Source organism: Pseudomonas sp. ok272 (assembly GCF_900109995.1).
In the GTDB taxonomy this organism is placed as follows: Bacteria; Pseudomonadota; Gammaproteobacteria; order Pseudomonadales; family Pseudomonadaceae; genus Aquipseudomonas.
On record NZ_FOCB01000005.1, the window covers coordinates 256,658 to 274,930 of the forward strand.

Below are 18,273 nucleotides of genomic sequence, written 5' to 3' on the forward strand. Positions count from 1 at the left end.
GAGTCACGCGGCGATCCCGTACTGTCATCGGCAACTTTCGGACACACGGCCATTTCTGAGTGTTCCCAAGGTCAATAGAAGCTCACTCCCCTTTTGACACCTGATTTGCCGCCCGGAGTGCTCCATGCCTGATTACCGCTCGAAAACATCCACCCACGGCCGCAACATGGCCGGCGCCCGCGCACTGTGGCGCGCCACGGGGATGAAAGATGACGACTTCAAAAAGCCGATCATCGCCATTGCCAACTCGTTCACCCAGTTCGTTCCGGGCCACGTCCACCTCAAGGACCTGGGCCAACTGGTCGCCCGCGAGATCGAACGCGCCGGTGGCGTCGCCAAGGAATTCAACACCATCGCGGTCGATGACGGCATCGCCATGGGCCACGACGGCATGCTCTATTCGCTGCCCAGCCGCGAGATCATCGCCGACTCCGTCGAGTACATGGTCAACGCCCACTGCGCCGACGCCATCGTCTGCATCTCCAACTGCGACAAGATCACCCCAGGCATGCTGATGGCCTCGTTGCGCCTGAACATCCCGGTGATCTTCGTGTCCGGTGGCCCGATGGAAGCGGGCAAGACCAAACTGGCCAGCCACGGCCTGGACCTGGTCGACGCCATGGTCATCGCCGCCGACGCCAGCGCTTCTGACGAGAAAGTGGCCGAGTACGAGCGCAGCGCCTGCCCGACGTGCGGTTCGTGCTCCGGCATGTTCACCGCCAACTCGATGAACTGCCTGGTCGAAGCCCTCGGCCTGGCACTGCCGGGCAACGGTTCCACCCTGGCCACCCACAGCGACCGCGAGCAACTGTTCCTGCAAGCCGGCCGCACCATCGTCGAGCTGTGCAAGCGCTACTACGGCGACAACGACGAGTCGGTGTTGCCGCGCAACATCGCCAACTTCAAGGCGTTCGAAAACGCCATGACGCTGGACATCGCCATGGGTGGCTCGACCAACACCATCCTGCACCTGCTGGCCGCCGCCCAGGAAGCCGAGATCGACTTCGACCTGAAGGACATCGACCGCCTTTCCCGTCACGTGCCGCAACTGTGCAAGGTCGCGCCGAACATCCAGAAGTACCACATGGAAGACGTGCACCGCGCCGGCGGGATCTTCAGCATCCTCGGCTCCCTGGCCCGTGGCGGCCTGCTGCATACCGACCTGCCCACCGTGCACAGCGCGACCATGGCCGAAGGTATCGCCAAGTGGGACATCACCCAGACCACCGACGAAGCCGTGCATCACTTCTTCAAGGCGGGCCCTGCCGGCATCCCGACCCAGACTGCGTTTAGCCAGTCGACCCGCTGGGAAACCCTGGACGACGACCGCGAAAACGGCTGCATCCGCAGCGTCGAGCACGCCTATTCCCAGGAAGGCGGCCTGGCCGTGCTGTACGGCAACATCGCCGTGGACGGTTGCGTGGTGAAAACCGCCGGCGTCGACGAGTCGATCCACGTGTTCGAAGGCAACGCCAAGATCTTCGAAAGCCAGGACAGCGCCGTGCGCGGCATCCTCGCCGACGAAGTGCAGGCCGGCGACATCGTGATCATCCGCTACGAAGGCCCGAAAGGCGGCCCGGGCATGCAGGAAATGCTCTACCCGACGTCTTATCTCAAGTCCAAGGGCCTGGGCAAAGCCTGCGCCCTGCTCACCGACGGCCGTTTCTCGGGCGGCACCTCGGGCCTGTCCATCGGCCACGCTTCCCCGGAAGCCGCCGCCGGCGGCGCGATTGGCCTGGTGCAGGACGGCGACAAGGTCCTGATCGACATCCCGAATCGCTCGATCAACCTGTTGGTCAGCGACGAGGTGCTGGCCGTGCGCCGCGCCGAGCAGGACAAGAAGGGCTGGAAACCGGTTGAAGTGCGTCCGCGCAAAGTGACCACCGCCCTGAAAGCCTACGCCCTGCTGGCCACCAGCGCCGACAAGGGTGCCGTGCGCAACAAGGCGATGCTCGACGGGCTGTAAGCCGCGATTGCCGCCATAAAAAATGCCCCGCCAAGTGCGGGGCATTTTTATGGCCGACCCAATAACCTGTGGGAGCGAGCCTGCTCGCGAAGCGCTCAGTCAGCCGACATCACTATCGACTGATGCGCCCTCTTCGCGAGCAGGCTCGCTCCCACATTGGACCTGGCTGGTTTCCTGATTGGACCTGGCTGGTTTACTGAATGTCTTCAGGCTTGACGATCACCCAGTTCTTGTCCGCGGTCACCGGCAGACCTTCCTTGGCCTGGGCCGCCGCGTTCTTGGCGATCATGCCGTTGAGCTGGGTCATGTACTTGTCCTTGCGATTGACCCACAGGTGAATGCCACCCTTGGCCACATCGACGCCGTGGAACAGCATGTAGCCGTCGCTGGTCGGGGTGTCACCGCCGACCAGCACCGGCTTCTTCCATTCATCGATGTAGGTCAGGATCGCCGCCTGCTTGCCAGCCATCCAGGTTGCCGGTGTCCACAGGTACGGGGTCAATTCCAGGCCCAGGTTAGCTTTCTCGTCATACTTGCCGGCGGTGACCTGCTTGCGGGCCGTGGTCAACTCGCCGCTCTTGCGGTCCTTGAGCAACAGGCTCACGCCGATCACGTTCTGCGGCTTGACGTTGTAGCCGTACTTCGGATCGGAGGCGACCATGCGCACCAGCTCTTCAGAGGCGGCGGTCATGACATAGACTTCGATGCCGTTTTCCATCAGCTTGTTGAACAGCTCGGCCTGCCCGGTGAAGATCTTCGGCGGGTTGACGTCGATTTTCTTGACCACATCGCCTTCGTAGTAGGTGCTCGGCACCGGCTTGCCCGAGGCCATCAGCTCATCGACGTGGCCCTTGAGTTCCTTGAGGGTGAAGCCCGAGAACACCTGGGCGACCCACGGATAGCAGACCATGTCGTCGACTTCGCAGAGGCGGTAGTAATAGCTGAACAGGCTTTCCTTGTGGTCGGCGGTGTCCTTGAACGGCATCAGTTTCAGGGAAGGGTCGAGGCTGTCCCGGGTGATCAGGCCCTTGTTCTCCATGTACGGCAACAACGACTCTTCCAGGTCGTAGCGGTAGCTGGTGTTGTCCATGTCGAACACCGCGTAGTTGCCTTTGTTGGCGTTGGCCGCAATCATCGCGTCCAGTTGCTTGGCCTGCGCTTCGGGCCAATGTTTGAGATCGGTGGCGAACACCTGGCTAGCAAAGCCCAGGCACATGGCGACGGCTAACACTTTCGTGGCGACTTTCATGTGCGTTTCTCCCTGAATGAAAGTCATCGACGCTAACAAATTAGTGTGACGCTCCTCGTCTGAGGACGACCGCCTGCGTGCTGATTCCGTCACCGGCATAACCCACAGCGTCACCGCCTTATTCCAAAAACGACAGTTGTCATGCGTTTTTGGTATTAAATCATTGGATATCAAGCTGTTAGGCTCGCCGGTTCGCAATCGCCGCGCCACGCGATTGGCACACACCTTTTTTGGAGTCTCGATGAATCTGCCGCTGATCCTCAATCTGCTGGTGTTCCTTGCCTTGCTGCTGGGCCTGGCACAGGCCCGCCACACCACCTGGAGCCTGGCCAAGAAAGTCCTGCTGGCACTGGTTATGGGCGTGGTGTTCGGCGTTGCCCTGCACACGGTCTACGGTGCCGGCGATCCGGTGCTCAAAGCGTCCATCGGCTGGTTCGACCTGGTGGGCAACGGTTATGTGCAACTGCTGCAAATGATCGTGATCCCGCTGGTGTTCGCCTCGATCCTCAGCGCCGTGGCCCGCCTGCACAACGCGACGTCGCTGGGCAAGATCAGCTTCCTGACCATCGGCACCCTGCTGTTCACCACCGCCATCGCGGCGCTGATCGGCATCGGCCTGACCAACCTGTTCGGCCTGACCGCCGAAGGCCTGGTGGCCGGCACCCAGGAAATGGCGCGCCTGCAAACCATCCAGAGCGACTACGCGGGCAAGGTCGCGGACCTGAACGTGCCGCAGCTGCTGCTGTCGTTCATCCCGCAGAACCCATTCGCCGACCTGGCCCGGGCCAAGCCGACGTCGATCATCAGCGTGGTGATCTTCGCCGCGTTCCTGGGGGTCGCGGCCCTGCAACTGCTCAAGGATGATGTCGAAAAAGGCCAGAAAGTGATCAACGCCATCGACACCCTGCAAGCCTGGGTGATGCGCCTGGTGCGCCTGGTGATGAAGCTGACCCCCTACGGCGTGCTGGCGCTGATGACCAAGGTGGTCGCCGGCTCCAACCTGCAAGACATCATCAAGTTGGGCAGCTTCGTGGTGGTGTCGTACCTGGGCCTGGGCCTGATGTTCGTGGTGCATGGCCTGCTGCTGTCGCTGGCCGGGATCAACCCGCTGCGCTTCTTCCGCAAGGTGTGGCCGGTGCTGACCTTCGCCTTCACCAGCCGCTCCAGCGCCGCCAGCATTCCACTGAGCATCGAGGCACAAACCCGTCGCCTGGGGATCCCGCAGTCCATCGCCAGCTTCGCCGCCTCGTTTGGCGCGACCATTGGCCAGAATGGCTGTGCCGGTCTGTACCCTGCCATGCTGGCCGTGATGGTAGCGCCAACCGTCGGCATCAACCCGCTGGACCCGCTGTGGATTGCGACCCTGGTGGCGATTGTGACCTTGAGCTCGGCCGGTGTTGCCGGCGTGGGTGGGGGTGCGACCTTCGCCGCGCTGATCGTGCTGCCGGCCATGGGCTTGCCGGTGTCACTGGTGGCGCTGCTGATCTCGGTCGAGCCGCTGATCGACATGGGCCGCACGGCATTGAACGTCAATGGTTCGATGACCGCTGGCGCGATCACCAGCCAGATCATGCAGCAGACCGACAAGGCGCTGCTGGATGCCGATGAGCATGAGGCGTTGGCGCACGCTTGATCCTGGCGTCGTCAGATAAGTCACTTTCGCGGGCAAGCCTTAATGCCAGTCAGTTAAGGCGCCAAACCTGTGGGAGCGAGCCTGCTCGCGAAGACGGCAACACAGCCAACATCTCCGTTGACTGACCTACTGCTATCGCGAGCAGGCTCGCTCCCACGCGGGTTTCGCTTAACTGACTGGCATTAGGGCAAGCCGCGCGCCTACGGGTTGATGTCATTTATCCGTAGGCGCGAGGCTTGCCCGCGAAGCGTTTAAGCTTTCTCCCACACCTCAAAGCTATAGGCCGGCTTGTCGCCCTCGGCCGCCACCGGCGTATTCGACACCCGCTTCCACTGCGCCAGATCAAACTCCGGAAACCACGCATCGCCTTGCGGGCTCAATGCCACGCGGGTCAGGTACAGCCGGTCAGCCTGCGCCAGGGCCTGGGCATACAACTGCGCGCCGCCAATCAACATCAGCTCATCGACGCCCTGTTCCAGGGCCCACGCCTGCGCCCGCGCCACGGCGGCGTCCAGCGAGGGATAGACTTCCGCGCCGTCGAGCACCAGGCCCGCCTGGCGGCTGACCACGATGTTCAAGCGGCCCGGCAGCGGGCGCCCCAGGGAGTCCCAGGTCTTGCGCCCCATGATGATCGGCTTGCCGAGGGTGGTCGCCTTGAAGTACTTGAAATCCCCCGGCAAGTGCCAGGGCATGCTGTTGTCGACGCCGATCACGCGGTTTTCACCAAGGGCTGCGATCAGGCTGAGGGGGAGTGTATTGTTCATGCCGGCGAGGATACCAGAGCCGCGCATACCCCGATAACCGCCACAGCGGTTATGCTCAGCACTCACACAAGCGACGGGATCACGCGTGACCGACCTGCACACACTCTGGCTGACTGAGACCATCCGCCTGCGCGAGGAACACGCCGGTGCCTTGGAGGATGCCGAAGCCAATCGCCTGGCCCGCAACGCGGGCGGTGATCTGCCCAGCCGGATCAAGGCGCGCGCCCTGTGGCTGGCCGAGCGCGACGGCCTGACCCGCGCCCTGCAGCACTGGCTGCAAGGGGCACGCCTGGCGCTGATCGTGTTGGCGGCATTGGCGCTGATCAGCGGCGCCGGCCTGGGGTTCGCCGCGCTGGGCGATGGCCTGGCGCCGGTCAATGTGTTCTGGGCCCTGGGCAGCCTGCTGGGGTTGAACCTGATTCTGCTGCTGAGCTGGGCCAGCGGCCTGGTGTTCGCCGGCGACTACGGCGCGACGCTGGGGCGCCTGTGGTTGTGGCTCAGCGAGAAGCTCGCCCGCGACGCCAAGGCCGCGCACCTGGCGCCGGCCCTGTTGCTGATGCTGCAACGGCGCAAGCTCAATCGCTGGGTCCTTGGTCTGCTGATCAATGGCCTCTGGCTGCTGGCGATGCTCAGCGCCCTGGCCATCGTGCTGACGCTGATGGCGACACGGCGCTACGGATTTGTCTGGGAAACCACCCTCCTGACCAGCGACACCTTCGTCGCCATGACCCAGGCCCTCGGCGCCTTGCCGGCCCTGCTGGGGTTCAATGTGCCGAGCGTGGAGATGATCCGCGCCAGTGGCGACAGCGCCCTGAACATCGAGAGCGCCCGGCACGCCTGGGCCACCTGGCTGGTGGGCGTGTTGCTGGTGTACGGCGTGCTGCCGCGCCTGCTGCTGGCGCTCTGGTGCCTATGGCGCTGGCACGCCGGCAAGGGTCGCTTGGGCCTGGACTTGAACCTGCCGGGCTACGCCCAACTGCGCGAACCGCTGATGCCCAGCAGCGAGCGCCTGGGGGTCAGCGACGTCGCGCCGCCCCAGTTGCATCAGGTCGAAAGCGCCAGCAGCGCGCAACACAGCGACGGCGCGTTGCTGGTGGCCATCGAGCTGGACGACCAGCGCCCCTGGCCGCCGCCCTTGCCCAATGGGGTGAAAGACGCGGGCATTCTCGACAGCCGCGAGTCCCGGCACACCCTGCTGGAACAACTGACCCGCTTCCCGCCGGCACGCCTGGCCATTGCCTGCGACCCGCGACGTTCGCCGGACCGTGGCAGCCTGGCGCTGATCAGCGAACTCGCCCGCTGCGCCGGCGCCACGCGCATCTGGCTGTTGCAAGCACCGCCCGGCCAGGCCCTGGACGCCGAGCGCCTGGGTGACTGGCATGCCGCGCTGCATCAACTGGAGCTGCCCTTCGCCGATTGCGCGCCACTGAACTGGTTGGAGACGGGCCATGACTAAACCCTTGAAACTCGCGGTGGTCGGCCACACCAACGTCGGCAAGACTTCGTTGCTGCGCACCCTGACCCGGGACGTGGGCTTTGGCGAAGTGTCCCATCGCCCCAGCACCACGCGCCATGTCGAAGGCGCCCGGCTCTCGGTGGAGGGTGAAGCCCTGCTGGAGCTCTATGACACCCCGGGCCTGGAAGACGCCATCGCCCTGCTCGACTACCTCGAACGCCTGGACCGCCCCGGCGAACGCCTCGATGGCCCGGCCCGGCTGGCGCGCTTTCTGGAGGGCAGCGAAGCACGCCAACGCTTCGAGCAAGAAGCCAAGGTGTTGCGCCAGCTCCTGGCCTCCGACGCCGGGCTGTATGTGATCGATGCCCGTGAGCCGGTGCTGGCCAAGTACCGCGACGAACTGCAAGTGCTGGCCAGTTGCGGCAAGCCCCTGTTGCCGGTGTTGAACTTTGTCAGCAGCGCCAACCACCGCGAACCCGACTGGCGCGAAGCCCTGGCGCGCCTGGGGCTGCATGCGCTGGTGCGCTTCGACAGCGTCGCCCCACCCGAAGATGGCGAGCGCCGGCTGTACGAAAGCCTGGCGTTGATGATGGAGAGCGCACGCGAGCCACTGGAACGCTTGATCGCTGACCAACAGGCGCAACGCCAGGCACGCCAGCAAAGCGCAGCGCGGTTGATCGCCGAGCTGCTGATCGACTGCGCCGCCTGCCGACGCAGCGTGGCCAGCGATGCCGAACAAGAGCAGCAAGCGATCAACGACCTGCGCAAGGCCGTGCGCCAGCGTGAACAACGCTGTGTCGAGGCGCTGCTCAAGCTCTACGCCTTCCGCCCACAGGACGCCGCCGCCAGCGACTTGCCGTTGCTGGATGGCCGTTGGGGCGATGACCTGTTCAACCCCGAGACCCTCAAGCAACTGGGGGTGCGGGTCGGCGGCGGGATAGCGGCCGGGGCGGCGGCCGGCGCGGGCGTCGATCTGTTGGTGGGCGGCCTGACCCTCGGTGCAGCGGCACTGGCCGGGGCGATTGCCGGTGGCGCCCTACAAACCGCGCGCAGCTATGGCAGCCGTCTACTGGGCAAGATCAAGGGCCAGCGCGAGCTGACCGTCGATGACAGCGTGCTGCGCCTGTTGGCATTGCGTCAGCGGCAACTGGTGCAGGCGCTGAACCAACGCGGGCATGCGGCGATGGACAGCGTCCAGGTCGCCACCCCACAAGACAAGAGCTGGCGCGAAGGCAAGTTGCCCGAAGCCTTGGTCAAGGCCCGGGCGCATCCGCAATGGTCGTCACTCAATCCCCAGCCGAAGTTGAGCCAGGCCGAGCGGCAAGAGCAGATCGAAGGATTGGCGCAGCAGTTGTAGCGCCTGGGGTTCAGTACCAGCGAAACTTCAAGTAGGTCGCGGCCAGGACGCGGACCAGTTTCTCGTCGGCCTTGTCGATCAGCCCGTCGTGGTTCACATCGCCTTGGACACTGGCGTCGATCTCGCCGTCATTGTTGCTGTCGAAGGCCGCATGCCAGGCGCTGAGGGTTCGTTCGCTGGTCATGCCGCTGCCTTCGTGCAACTGCAGGCGCACCACGTTGGGGGCACCATCGTCATGGAAGTCCTCGGCGATGACCTTGAGATAACGACCCCACGCGGCCCCCCGGTTGAACCAACGCAGCTTCAGGTAGTTGTTGGCGAAGCGGTACAACAAGCGTTGGTCGGCGGAGTTTTCCTTACCGTTGTGGGTGACATCGCCCATTTTGTAATCGACCTTGCCGTCCGCATCGAAATCGACGGCGAAGGCTTTGTTCACCAGCCTGTCTTCGCCGGGGCGGCCGACCTGCTCGTAAAACTCCAGCAGAACCGAGTCCGCCCGACCATTGCCGGTCCTGTCCTGGGCAGTGACTTTTAAGTAGCGCATCAGCAGCATTCCTTGCCAAGTTGAGTGAGCCTTGGACATTAGCGATCCACGGCCCCGCGTTCCATGACCTGCGTCAGGCGCACCCTGTCAGGACTTTCCCAACGTCCCTCGGGCTTAATCGCGTTACGCCAGTTGAATCCGCTCCTTGGCCAGCAGGGCCAGTGCCTTGGCCTTCAGCACGGCCAGGTCGAGCAGCGGCACGCCGGTGTCCTTGGCCTGTTCATCCCAGTGGCGCATGCGCACGCTCACCGCGCACAACGGGTCCTGGGCAAACGCCAACGCCTCGGCCGCCGTCATCACGCCGCCCTGGTACTCCAGCGTCCGGCGGCTGGCTTCACTCAAGCGTTCGTAGTAGCCCGGCTCGGTCAAGGTCAGGTAGCGCTTGGCTTGCACGTGGTATTCCACCAGCCGCGCCAGGCGCTCGCCAAAGCCCATCCGCCGCAGGTAATCGGCGCCCAGGCGTTCGTGGCTGACCACCCCGAAGCCGTCCATGTGCGCGGCGCCCTCGGTGCAGATGTGCCCGATGTCATGGAAGAACGCCGCCAACACCACTTCATCGTCGAAGCCTTCGGCCATGGCCCGCTCGGCGGCCTGGGACATGTGCTCGATCTGTGACACCGGCTCGCCAATGTAATCGCTGGCGCCGAAACGTTCGTACAAGGCAAAGACCTCGGCGACGACCTGTGCGCTGTGCTCCATCAATGCTCTCCCAACAAAGTCCTGATATTGCGTTCGGCCATCGCCGGCCCGACGCTCATGCCCACGCCGCTGTGCATCAGCGCGGCATGGACGCCCGGGGCCGCCTGTAAGAAGGAAAACGGCTGCGCCCCCCGGGCACCATAGACCCCCTGCCAGCGTTCGACCACTTGCACCTTGCAGCCCAGGGTGTGCTCGGCCAGCTCGATCATCCAGTCATCCACCTGCTCGGCATTGAACGGCGAGGGATCGCTGGCGTAATGATGGGAGTCGCCGATGATCAGCTCGCCGTGGGGCGTGGGGCTGATCAACAGGTGAATCCCGTGTTCGTGCAGGTGCGGTGTCTCCCGCAGGATCTGCGCCTGCACCGCCGCCGCCTCGGGCAAGTCGGCGAAGGCGCCGTAGTGCACGCAGCTCAAGCCGGTGAGCAGCGCGTGTTGCAGATTGAGGTCGAGCACTGGCTTGGCGCGCAGCATCTGCAAGCGACAGGTCTGCGGCGTGAGCGCGGCGATGGGTTCGGCCAGCAGGGTCTGATAGTCGTGGCCGGAGCAGACGATGATCTGTTCGCCGCTGAAGCTGCCCGCCGTGCTGTGCACCCGGCCGGGTTCGACATCGCGCACCAGGGTCGAGAAGTGGAACGTCACGCCCAGTTCGCGGCGCAGGTAGTCGATCAGGGCCGGGATCGCTTCCCGGGAATACAGTTGCTGGTCGTCCAGCCCATGCAAGGCCGCCCGGTGATGGCTGAACTGGCCGCCGTACAGGTCGCGCAGGGCTGCACCACGCAGCAACTCGACACGGTAGCCGTGCTCGATGGCCCGGCCTTCGCAGAAGGTGTGTAGCAGGTGTTCTTCGGCCTCGGTGCGGGCGAACAGATAGGAGCCGTTGCGCTTGAGCTGCACGCCGGCCCGTTGTGCCCATTGGCCCCAGATCTCGCGGCTGGCCTTGGCCAGTTCGAGCATCGGCCCCGGCGGTTGGCCGGTGACCAGGGCCTGGCCGAAGTTGCGCACCGACGCGCCCAGGGGCGTGGCCGTGCGCTCGAAAACCGTGACCTTCAAACCGCGCCGGGCCGCCGCGTAGGCGTGGGACAGGCCGAGGATGCCGGCGCCGATGATCAATAGGTCGCTGTGGTGAGTCATGAAGTGATGTCCTGAGTTCGAGACCGCTTTCGCGAGCAGGCTCGCTCCCACAGGGAAAATGCATTCCAACGGTGGGAGCGAGCCTGCTCGCGAAGAGGCCTGTCAGCCAATAGAGACCTTACTTGGCCGCGACTTTCTCGGACTTGCCGTCATAGCGCTTGCGCCATTCGCTGAGGATCTCGTCGCGGTGCTTCGAGGCCCAGGCGAAGTCGTTCTTGATCAGGCGTTGCTCGTAGTCGGCCGGCAGCTCGGTCTGCGGCTTGGCGATGCCCGGTTGGGCGAGGACCGCGAAGTTTTCCTTGTACAGGTCCATCGCCGCCGCGCTGGCGGAGAAGTCAGCCAGTTTCTTCGCGGCTTCTGCATGCGGGGTGCCCTTGATCACGGCGGTGGCTTCGATTTCCCAGCCCAGGCCTTCCTTCGGCAGGATGATGTCCAGCGGCGCGCCCTGGCGCTTCAACTGCACGGCCGGGTATTCGAAGGAGATACCAATCGGGAACTCACCGGCGGCCGCCAGCTTGCACGGCTTGGAACCGGAGTGAACGTACTGGCCGATGTTCTGGTGCAGCCCGTCCATGTAGGCCCAGCCCTGCTGCTCGCCGAAGGTTTGCAGCCAGGCGCTGACGTCGAGGAAACCGGTGCCGGACGACGCCGGGTTCGGCATCACGATCTTGCCCTTGTACTCAGGCTTGGTCAGGTCCTGCCAGCTCACGGGCTTGCTCAGGCCTTGTTTCTCGGCTTCCACGGTGTTGAAGCAGATGGTCGCGGCCCACACGTCCATGCCAACCCAGGCCGGCGGATTGGCGGCGTCGCGGTAGTTGGCGCCGATCTTGTCCAGGTCCTTGGGCGCATAGCTTTGCAGCATGCCTTGCTGGTCGAGGATCGCCAGGCTGGAGGCGGCCAGGCCCCACACCGCGTCGGCTTGCGGGCGCGCTTTCTCGGCCAGCAACTTGGCGGTGATGATGCCGGTGGAATCACGCACCCACTTGATCTCGACGTCCGGATTGCTCTTCTCGAACGCTTCCTTGTAGGTCTTCAGTTGCTCGGCTTCGAGGGCGGTGTAGACGGTCAACTCGGTTTTCGCGGCAAACGCATTCAGGCTGAAAGCAGTGAGGACGGCAGCGGCAAGAGCCAGGGGCTTGAACATGGTGCGGTTCCTTTTAAGTGCGGATCAGAGGGGTGGTTGGATGAGTTCTCAGTTGCCGGGCGCGGTCTGCCGCCAGGCCTGGGAGCGACGCAGCAAGCCGCGCGAGGCCCAGGCCAGCAGCAGGGACACGCCCGCCGAGGTGAACAGAATCAGGGTCGACATGGCCGCCGCGCCGCCGACGTTGCCGGCGTCGTCCATGTTCAGCACCGCCACCGCCGCGAGGATGGTGTCGGGGCTGTAGAGGAAGATCGCCGCCGAGACGGTGGTCATGGCCGAGACGAACAGATAGCGCACGATGTCCAGCAGCGCCGGCAGGCAGATCGGCACGGTGACGCGCAGGTAATGGCGGTACAGCGGCGCCTTGAGCGACAACGCGGCGGCCTCGAACTCGGCATCGAGTTGGCGCAGCGCGGTGGTGGCGGTCATCTGCGCGGTGGTCAGGTAGTGGGCGATGGTGCACACCACCAGCAGGGTCATGGTGCCGTAGAGCACATGCAGCGGGTTGCCGTTGAGGTTGAAGAAGAACACGTAGCCCAGGCCCAGGACCAAGCCCGGCACTGCCATCGGCACGAAGCTGAGCATGCGCAGCACCAGGTTCAGGCCCCGCTGCCCACGGGTTTTCTCCATCAGGTAGGCGCCGGTGAAGATCAGCACGCTGCCGATCAACGCCGTGCACAACGCCATCCGCACACTGTTGCCGTAGGCCAGCCAGCCACCGCCGGCGGTGTCGCCGAACTGGTAGTGCTTGAGCGACAACGACAGGTTGTACGGCCAGAACTTCACCAGCGATGAGTACACCGCCATGCCGAATACCAGCAGCAGCGCGGCGCAGATCAACAGGACGATGGCCAGGTAGCAGCCGTCGCGCAACCTGGAAGGCGCCGGCTGGAACACTTGGGCGCGGCCGCTCATCGAATCGCCATGGCGGCGGCGCAACCAGGCATCGACGCCAAAGCTCAACAGCGCCGGCACCAACAGCACCATGCCAATCAGCGCACCGCGACCGAACTGCTGCTGGCCGACCACCGCCTTGTAGGCTTCCAGCGCCAGCACTTGATAGTCGCCCCCGACCACCACGGGCACACCGAAGTCGGTGATGGTCAGGGTGAACACCAGGCAGAACGCGGCGAACACCGCCTGGCGCGTCGCCGGCCAGGTGATGCTGCGAAACGCCTTGGCCGGACTGGCGCCCATGCTGGAGGCGGCATCGAACAGCCGCGCATCGGCCAGGGACAGGGCCGAGAGCAAAATCATCAGGGCGTGGGGAAAGGTGTAGATCGCCTCGCCGATCACGATGCCCCAGAAGCCGTAGATGTTGTCCGACAGCCACCCGCGCAACAGGCCCTGGTTACCGAACAGGTAGACCAGCGCAATGCCCGGCAACATCGACGGCGCCATCAACGGCAACAGCGACAGGCCGCGCCAGATCGACTTGCCGGGAATCAACGTACGTTGCAGGGCGTAGGCAAACAGGTAGGCCAGCGGGACGACGATGGCCGCCACGCTGAGGGACACTTTCAGGCTGTTGCCCAACAGCCAGTGGAAGTTGGCGCTGGTCACCAGCTCGCGCGCCGCGACCAGGCCACCGCCCTGCCCCGCGTCACTGCTCAAGCCACGCCAGAAGATCGCCAGCAGCGGCATCAACACCGCGACACTGAGCAGGCCCAGCAGCAACAGCTTGCCGCCGACCACGAACACCCGGTCACCGATCTCGGCGCGGGTGGTCTGCCGAACCTGCTTGTGCGGTATCGGCAGGGCGATCTGCGCGCTCATCAGGCAAACACCTGCAGGCTGCGCGGCGGCAGGGCGACCATGATGTCCTGGGCACCGAGGCGCGGCATGGCTTCGGGCGCCAGTTCGGCGAGCAAGGCGTGGCCTGGCAGGTGGTTGAGTTCAAAGCTCATCCGGCAGCGATTACCGAGGAAGGTGATTTCGCGAACCTTGGCCGGGAACAGGTTTTCCTCATGCACCAGCGGGTTGACGCTGATTGCTTCCGGGCGGCAGAACAGCCTGCCCGAGGCCGCCTTGGCGCTGTTGTCGGCCAGGCGCACGTGCATCCCGCCGACCTTGGCGTGACTGTCGCTGCTGCGCTGGAACGGCAGCCAGTTGCCCTGGCCGACGAACTCGGCAACGAACGGGGTCGCCGGGCGGTTGTAGATGTCTTGCGGGGTGGCGTACTGCTCGACCTTGCCGTTGTTCATCACGGCGATGCGGTCGGCCATCAGCATGGCCTCGTCCTGGTTGTGGGTGACCATCAGGGTGGTGATGCCCAGGTTGCGCTGCAGTTGGCGCAGCTCGGTGCACAGGTGCTCGCGGACCCGGGCGTCGAGGGCCGACATCGGCTCATCCAGCAATAACAGCGAGGGCGCCGGCGCCAGGGCCCGGGCCAGGGCCACGCGCTGTTGCTGGCCGCCGGACAATTGGCCGGGGTATTTCTTCTCGCTGCCGATCAGGCCGACCAACTCCAGCATCTGCCCGACGCGCTTACGCACTTCATCGCGACCGCTGCCGGCCAGGCCGTAGGCAATGTTGGCTTCGACGCTGAGGTTGGGGAACAGCGCGTAGGACTGGAACAGAATCCCGTAGTCCCGCGCCTGGGGGGCCAGCCGGGAAACATCGCGCTCGCCCAAGTACAGTTCGCCACGATCCTGGCGCTCAAGGCCGGCGATGCAGCGCAGTAAGGTGGTCTTGCCGCAGCCCGATGGCCCGAGCAGGCACACCAGCTCGCCAGCGCTGACGTCCAGCGACACGTTGTCCAGCGCGGTAAAGGCACCGAAGCGTTTCTCGATACCGCGCACCCGCATCGGGATGCCGGGGTTGGTCAGGGCAGTGGCGATGGAACTGTTCATGGACGCACCTCATCAAGCAGATGACGGCCATGCTAGGGTGCGAATGCGTCCGTCATGTGGCAGTGAGGCAAAAACGGCCGATAGTGGTATTGGGGGATTTGGGTTGGGGTGAAGCTCAAGCCATGGCTTGACGCCTTCGCGAGCAGGCTCGCTCCCACGGTGGATCTGGGTACATCCACCAGAGAATGGTTGGCTAAGACCGTTGCTCCCTCAGATTTTGCTGGGCGCCACAGATCACATTGACACCACAGACCCTTGTGGGAGCGAGCCTGCTCGCGAAGAGGCCGGAACAGCCACTGAAAGTCTCAGACCGGCGCCATTTCCTGGGCCAGGCCGAGGAAGGCGGCGGTCAGCCGGGCGTTCTTGCGCTCCTTGAGGCAGTACAGGTACTCACAGATCTGCGGGGCATTTTCCAGGGTCAGCACCCGCAACTGCGGATCATGGGGCACTTCCTGGCGGGCGATGATGCTGATGCCGATGTTGCGCAGCACCGCCTCGCGGATGGACTCGCGGCTGCCGATCTCCAGCAGCGGGCCGAAACTCACCCCGGCACCGGCCAGCAGCTCTTCGGTCAGGCGTCGGGTGGTGGAGCCGGTTTCGCGCATCAGCAAGGTATGGCCGACCAGGGCGCTCAGCGGCACGTGATCGTGAGCCGCCAGCGGATGATTGCGATGCACCGCCAACACCAGCGGGTCGCTGCCCAGCACCCGGCGAACCAGGCGCGCATCCTCGACCCGTTGCGATGACGCGGCCAGGTCGACCCGGTAATCCTCCAGCGCTTCGAGCACCTGCTGGGAGTTGCCGATGTCCACCGAGACCTCGACCTGGGGCAAGCGCTCGCGGAAGGTCTTGACCAGGTCGAGGATGTAATACGGTGCGGTCGCGGCGATGCGCAAAGCGCCCTCGTTCTGGCCGCTGTTGCGCAGGAAGAATTCGATGTCGGCCTCTTGCTGCAACAGCGCCTTGACCATCGGCAGCAGGCGCGCCCCTTCGTCGCTGAGGGTCAGCCGGCGCCCGCCACGGTAAAACAGCTCCACCGAGTACTGGCTCTCCAGGTTGCGGACCTGGGTGGTCACCGTCGGCTGGCTCAGGCCGAGCTTCTTCGCTGCCAGGGTGATGCTGCCCAGTCGCGCGACCATGAAAAAAGCCTTCAGCTCGGCACTCAGCACATCACCCTCTCTTCATCGATTTTATTTGCGCAGCAGGCGCAGTCCATTGAACACCACCAGCATGGCCACGCCCATGTCGGCAAACACCGCCATCCACATGGTGGCAAGCCCGAAGAAGGTTACCCCAAGAAAGATCGCCTTGATCACCAAGGCCAGGGCGATATTTTGCGTGAGGATACTGGAGGTCTGGCGTGACAGGCGAATGAATGCCGGGATCTTGCGCAGATCGTCGTCCATCAGGGCGACGTCGGCGGTCTCAATCGCGGTATCGGTGCCGGCCGCCGCCATGGCAAAGCCGATCTCGGCCCGCGCCAGGGCCGGCGCATCGTTGATCCCGTCGCCGACCATGCCGACCCGATGCCCCTGGGCGTACAGGGCTTCGATCGCCTTGAGCTTATCGGTCGGCAGCAAATCGCCCTGCGCCTGGTCGATGCCCACCTGGGCGGCAATCGCCTGGGCGGTGTGCGGGTTGTCGCCGGTCAGCATCAGGGTCTTGATCCCTAGTGCGTGGAGCTGCGCGATGGCTTCGCGGCTGGTTTCCTTGACGGTGTCGGCGACGGCGAACAGCGCCAGCGGACCGCGGCTGTCGAGCAACAACACCACGGTCTTGCCTTGCTTCTCCAGGGCGAACAGTTTTTCCTCCAGGGCCGGCGAGCACAGGCCCAACTCCTCCACCAGGCGGTGATTGCCCAGGTGGTAGACCTGGCCGTCGATCTCGCCACGGACACCGCGACCGGCCAGGGCTGCGAAGTTATCCACAGTCCGCAGGGTCAACTGCTTATCCACCGCCGCGTTGGCGATGGCCAGCGACACCGGGTGATCCGAACGCCCCGCCAGGCTGGCGGCGAGCACGTGCGCGCTGGCGTCGGCCGTGGGCTCGAGTGACAGGTAATCGGTCTGCACCGGCTTGCCGTGGGTCAGGGTGCCGGTTTTGTCCAGCGCCAGGTAGTCGAGCTTGTAACCGCCCTCCAGGTATACGCCGCCCTTGATCAGGATGCCTTTGCGCGCGGCAGCCGCCAGGCCACTGACGATGGTCACCGGGGTGGAAATCACCAGGGCACACGGGCACGCCACCACCAGCAGCACCAGCGCACGGTAGATCCAGTCGAACCACGCCGCGCCCATGAACAGCGGCGGAATCAGCGCCACGCCGAGGGCGAAAATGAACACCACTGGGGTGTAGATCTTCGAGAACGCGTCGACGAACCGCTGGGTCGGTGCCCGCGCGCCCTGGGCCTCTTCCACGGCGTGGATGATCCGCGCCAGGGTCGAGTTGTTGGCCACCGCCGTGACGGTGTACTCCAGGGAACCGGACTGGTTGATGGTGCCGGCGAACACCTTGTCGCCGACGGTCTTTTCCACCGGCAGGCTTTCCCCGGTAATCGGCGCCTGGTCGATGGTCGAGTTGCCGGACACCACTTCGCCGTCCAGGCCGACGCGTTCACCGGGACGCACCCGCACCAAGGCGCCCAGTTCGACGCTTTTCGCTTCGCGTTCGACCCAACTGCCGTCCGCCAACTGCACGGTGACCTGTTCCGGGGTCATCTGCATCAGGCCGCTGATGGCGTTGCGCGCACGGTCCAGGGACTTGGCCTCGATCAACTCGGCCACGGTGAACAGGAACATCACCATCGCCGCTTCCGGCCACTGGCCAATCAGCACCGCACCGGTGACGGCGATGCTCATCAGCGCATTGATGTTCAGGTTGAAGTTCTTCAGGGCGATCCAGCCCTTTTTATAGGTGCCCAGGCCGCCGCTGAGGATCGAGACCAGCGCGACAAGCGCAATCACCCAGGTCGGCGCGACGTTGGTGAAGTGCAGCACTTCGGCACCCAGGGCGCCCAGGCCCGACACCGCCAGCGGCCACCAAGGTTTCTTCGCCGGGGCCGGACGCTTGTCATCGGCGCCCTCCTCGATCGGCTCGGCGACCATGCCAATCGCCTTGATGGCCTCGACGATGGGCGCGGTGGTCGGCAGGTCGTGGGTCACCGCCAAGACGCGGTTGATCAGGTTGAATTCCAGTTGCTGCACACCGGCCAGCTTCCCCAGCTTGTTCTGGATCAGCGTCTGCTCGGTCGGGCAATCCATGGCTTCGATCCGAAAACGGCTCAGGCGGGCGCCGGCGCTCAGTGTGTCACTGAGCTTGAACACCGCCGGACCGGCAGCGCTGGAGCAGCAAGCCCCCGCGTGGCTGGCGTGGTCGTGTGCCGTGACCGGCGCCGGGTTGCTCCCGTGGCTGTGGTCGTGGTCGTGCCCGGCGCCGGGCTTGTGGATGTGCTGTGAGTCGCTCATAAGGTCGCGTCCATGAAG

Annotated in this window: 14 protein-coding genes; 4 read left to right on the forward strand and 10 right to left on the reverse strand. The window is 64.7% G+C overall.

Annotated elements, in window-relative coordinates; all coding sequences use genetic code 11:
• Positions 1 to 124: 124 nt before the first annotated feature.
• On the forward strand, positions 125 to 1,966 hold the full coding sequence (gene ilvD / locus BMW74_RS10660; protein ID WP_093418378.1) for a dihydroxy-acid dehydratase: 1,842 nt from the start codon (positions 125 to 127) through the stop codon (positions 1,964 to 1,966).
• A gap of 193 nt (positions 1,967 to 2,159) precedes the next feature.
• On the opposite strand, the gene BMW74_RS10665 is transcribed toward ilvD, so the two are convergent.
• Positions 2,160 to 3,215: an HAD family hydrolase gene (locus BMW74_RS10665; RefSeq protein WP_093418382.1), complete on the reverse strand. Its 1,056-nt coding sequence runs from the start codon at positions 3,213 to 3,215 to the stop codon at positions 2,160 to 2,162.
• A gap of 241 nt (positions 3,216 to 3,456) precedes the next feature.
• Here BMW74_RS10665 and BMW74_RS10670 point away from each other — a divergent pair, with 241 nt between their 5' ends.
• Positions 3,457 to 4,848 carry an L-cystine transporter gene (locus tag BMW74_RS10670; RefSeq protein WP_093418386.1) on the forward strand — a complete coding sequence of 464 codons (1,392 nt, stop codon included), beginning with the start codon at positions 3,457 to 3,459 and terminating at the stop codon, positions 4,846 to 4,848.
• Positions 4,849 to 5,099: 251 nt separating this feature from the next.
• Here the strand turns inward: BMW74_RS10670 and BMW74_RS10675 are convergent, their stop codons facing one another.
• A complete protein-coding gene (locus BMW74_RS10675) occupies positions 5,100 to 5,612 on the reverse strand; it encodes a dihydrofolate reductase (RefSeq protein WP_093418522.1) in 513 nt (170 codons plus the stop codon).
• An 85-nt stretch (positions 5,613 to 5,697) separates the two neighbouring features.
• Between BMW74_RS10675 and BMW74_RS10680 the strand changes: the two genes are divergently transcribed.
• Both BMW74_RS10680 and BMW74_RS10685 read left to right on the forward strand, forming a co-directional pair.
• On the forward strand, positions 5,698 to 7,068 hold the full coding sequence (locus BMW74_RS10680) for a DUF2868 domain-containing protein (protein ID WP_093418391.1): 1,371 nt from the start codon (positions 5,698 to 5,700) through the stop codon (positions 7,066 to 7,068).
• The gene (locus BMW74_RS10685; RefSeq protein WP_093418397.1) at positions 7,061 to 8,425 is read left to right on the forward strand and encodes a GTPase/DUF3482 domain-containing protein; all 1,365 of its coding nucleotides are present in this window, start codon (positions 7,061 to 7,063) and stop codon (positions 8,423 to 8,425) included. The genes BMW74_RS10680 and BMW74_RS10685 overlap by 8 nt, the downstream gene beginning before the upstream one ends.
• A 10-nt stretch (positions 8,426 to 8,435) precedes the next feature.
• Here the strand turns inward: BMW74_RS10685 and BMW74_RS10690 are convergent, their stop codons facing one another.
• From BMW74_RS10690 to BMW74_RS10725, 8 genes are all read right to left on the reverse strand, one after another.
• Complete coding sequence (locus BMW74_RS10690; RefSeq protein ID WP_093418400.1) at positions 8,436 to 8,969, reverse strand: hypothetical protein; 534 nt, start codon at positions 8,967 to 8,969, stop codon at positions 8,436 to 8,438.
• 123 nt (positions 8,970 to 9,092) lie between these two features.
• The gene (locus BMW74_RS10695) at positions 9,093 to 9,668 is read right to left on the reverse strand and encodes a phosphonate degradation HD-domain oxygenase (RefSeq protein WP_093418405.1); all 576 of its coding nucleotides are present in this window, start codon (positions 9,666 to 9,668) and stop codon (positions 9,093 to 9,095) included.
• The gene (locus BMW74_RS10700; RefSeq protein ID WP_093418410.1) at positions 9,668 to 10,801 is read right to left on the reverse strand and encodes a TIGR03364 family FAD-dependent oxidoreductase; all 1,134 of its coding nucleotides are present in this window, start codon (positions 10,799 to 10,801) and stop codon (positions 9,668 to 9,670) included. Before BMW74_RS10700 ends, BMW74_RS10695 begins: the two co-directional genes overlap by 1 nt.
• Before the next feature lie 118 nt (positions 10,802 to 10,919).
• A complete protein-coding gene (locus BMW74_RS10705; RefSeq protein ID WP_093418413.1) occupies positions 10,920 to 11,945 on the reverse strand; it encodes a putative 2-aminoethylphosphonate ABC transporter substrate-binding protein in 1,026 nt (341 codons plus the stop codon).
• 48 nt (positions 11,946 to 11,993) lie between these two features.
• A complete protein-coding gene (locus tag BMW74_RS10710; protein ID WP_093418416.1) occupies positions 11,994 to 13,718 on the reverse strand; it encodes a putative 2-aminoethylphosphonate ABC transporter permease subunit in 1,725 nt (574 codons plus the stop codon).
• On the reverse strand, positions 13,718 to 14,794 hold the full coding sequence (locus BMW74_RS10715) for a putative 2-aminoethylphosphonate ABC transporter ATP-binding protein (protein ID WP_093418420.1): 1,077 nt from the start codon (positions 14,792 to 14,794) through the stop codon (positions 13,718 to 13,720). The genes BMW74_RS10710 and BMW74_RS10715 overlap by 1 nt, the downstream gene beginning before the upstream one ends.
• A 305-nt stretch (positions 14,795 to 15,099) precedes the next feature.
• Positions 15,100 to 15,963, reverse strand: a complete 864-nt coding sequence (locus BMW74_RS10720) for a LysR family transcriptional regulator (RefSeq protein WP_093418424.1) — start codon at positions 15,961 to 15,963, stop codon at positions 15,100 to 15,102.
• Between the two features lie 21 nt (positions 15,964 to 15,984).
• On the reverse strand, positions 15,985 to 18,255 hold the full coding sequence (locus BMW74_RS10725) for a heavy metal translocating P-type ATPase (protein ID WP_093418427.1): 2,271 nt from the start codon (positions 18,253 to 18,255) through the stop codon (positions 15,985 to 15,987).
• Positions 18,256 to 18,273: the final 18 nt, after the last annotated feature.

Bases quoted from the DNA above. Each gene is read 5' to 3' on its own strand.
- ilvD (WP_093418378.1), top strand. From the start codon at position 125: ATGCCTGATTACCGCTCGAAAACATCCACCCACGGCCGCAACATGGCC.
- BMW74_RS10665 (WP_093418382.1), bottom strand. From the start codon at position 3,215: ATGAAAGTCGCCACGAAAGTGTTAGCCGTCGCCATGTGCCTGGGCTTT.
- BMW74_RS10670 (WP_093418386.1), top strand. From the start codon at position 3,457: ATGAATCTGCCGCTGATCCTCAATCTGCTGGTGTTCCTTGCCTTGCTG.
- BMW74_RS10675 (WP_093418522.1), bottom strand. From the start codon at position 5,612: ATGAACAATACACTCCCCCTCAGCCTGATCGCAGCCCTTGGTGAAAAC.
- BMW74_RS10685 (WP_093418397.1), top strand. From the start codon at position 7,061: ATGACTAAACCCTTGAAACTCGCGGTGGTCGGCCACACCAACGTCGGC.
- BMW74_RS10690 (WP_093418400.1), bottom strand. From the start codon at position 8,969: ATGCGCTACTTAAAAGTCACTGCCCAGGACAGGACCGGCAATGGTCGG.
- BMW74_RS10695 (WP_093418405.1), bottom strand. From the start codon at position 9,668: ATGGAGCACAGCGCACAGGTCGTCGCCGAGGTCTTTGCCTTGTACGAA.
- BMW74_RS10700 (WP_093418410.1), bottom strand. From the start codon at position 10,801: ATGACTCACCACAGCGACCTATTGATCATCGGCGCCGGCATCCTCGGC.
- BMW74_RS10705 (WP_093418413.1), bottom strand. From the start codon at position 11,945: ATGTTCAAGCCCCTGGCTCTTGCCGCTGCCGTCCTCACTGCTTTCAGC.
- BMW74_RS10710 (WP_093418416.1), bottom strand. From the start codon at position 13,718: ATGAGCGCGCAGATCGCCCTGCCGATACCGCACAAGCAGGTTCGGCAG.
- BMW74_RS10715 (WP_093418420.1), bottom strand. From the start codon at position 14,794: ATGAACAGTTCCATCGCCACTGCCCTGACCAACCCCGGCATCCCGATG.
- BMW74_RS10725 (WP_093418427.1), bottom strand. From the start codon at position 18,255: ATGAGCGACTCACAGCACATCCACAAGCCCGGCGCCGGGCACGACCAC.